This is a genomic window from Enterovibrio coralii (assembly GCF_001559595.1).
In the GTDB taxonomy this organism is placed as follows: domain Bacteria; phylum Pseudomonadota; class Gammaproteobacteria; order Enterobacterales; family Vibrionaceae; genus Enterovibrio; species Enterovibrio coralii.
The window spans coordinates 1-1,156 of the sequence record NZ_LNTY01000048.1; the positions used below are offsets into that span (position 1 = coordinate 1).

The 1,156-nt window shown below is 52.2% G+C and carries 1 protein-coding gene; it reads left to right on the forward strand.

The annotated features are described in order from the left end of the window. Positions 1-1,156: type VI secretion system tip protein TssI/VgrG (gene tssI / locus ATN88_RS17120; RefSeq protein ID WP_157490746.1), on the forward strand; the 1,156-nt coding region annotated here is incomplete at both ends.

The window sequence follows — 1,156 nt, forward strand, 5'->3', positions numbered from 1 at the left end:
AGTGGCCATGCGTCACTCTCAGCACCTTTTGAATTTCAAGTGTCACTTGCCAGTAGGGTTGAAACGCTCACGGCCATGGACACGGTCGATTGCAATGTGTGCCTGTCGATTTGGCAAGACGGCGAGATTGAGCAACGCTTTCACGGTGTGGTGCGCGCGTTTACGGTTGGTGATACCGGAGCACATCACACTCACTATGCACTAGACATGGTGCCTGCCCTTTCACGACTTTCATTGCGTCAAAACAGCCGTATCTTCCAACAACAGACTGTGCCGGACATTATCAGTATTTTGCTGCAAGAAATGGGTATTGATGATTACGCCTTTTCGCTTTCAGGTACGCCTGAGCCCAGAGAATACTGTGTGCAATACCGCGAATCAGACTTGGCGTTTATCGAGCGTATCGCGGCTGAAGAGGGGTTGCTCTATGCCTTCTTCCACAATGAAAACGGCCATACGGTGCTCTTTACCGATGAAATGCAGGCCTTACCAACCCTCAGTGAGCCCTTGGAATACAACGCCACGTCAGGGGGTTTTCATCGCCAGCCCTTTATCAAAGGTTGGCAAGATGTCACACAAGTACGCCCTTCTTCGGTGCAGCTCAAAGACTACAGTTTCAAAAAGCCGGCTTATGGGTTCTTACACGACGCCTCTGGAACCGAGATGGCCTTTCAACGGGGTACCTATGAGCACTTTGATTACCCCGGTCGCTACAAATCTGACACGACTGGCAAGCCCTTCACCCAATACCGCCTTGAACACCTTCGTAGCAATGCGATAACGGCCAATGCCACCAGCAATGTCCCGTGCCTGTATCCTGGGCACGTCTTTTCACTGATTGAACACCCGAACCCTGGCAATAACCGTAAGTGGACAGTGGTCAGTACCACCTTTGAAGGCACGCAACCACAAGCCTTGGAAGAGCATGGCACTGAGGGCATGACCTCCTTCCACAATACCTTCTCTGTCATTCCCAACCACCGACCGTGGCGACCTACTCCGCAACCTAAACCGTGTGTCCAAGGGCCACAAATCGCCACCGTCACAGGGCCAGAGAGCGAAGAAATCTATTGTGATGAACATGGGCGCGTTAAAGTGCAGTTCCCGTGGGACCGCTATGGCAACAGCGATGATGCCTCAAGCTGTTGGGTACGTA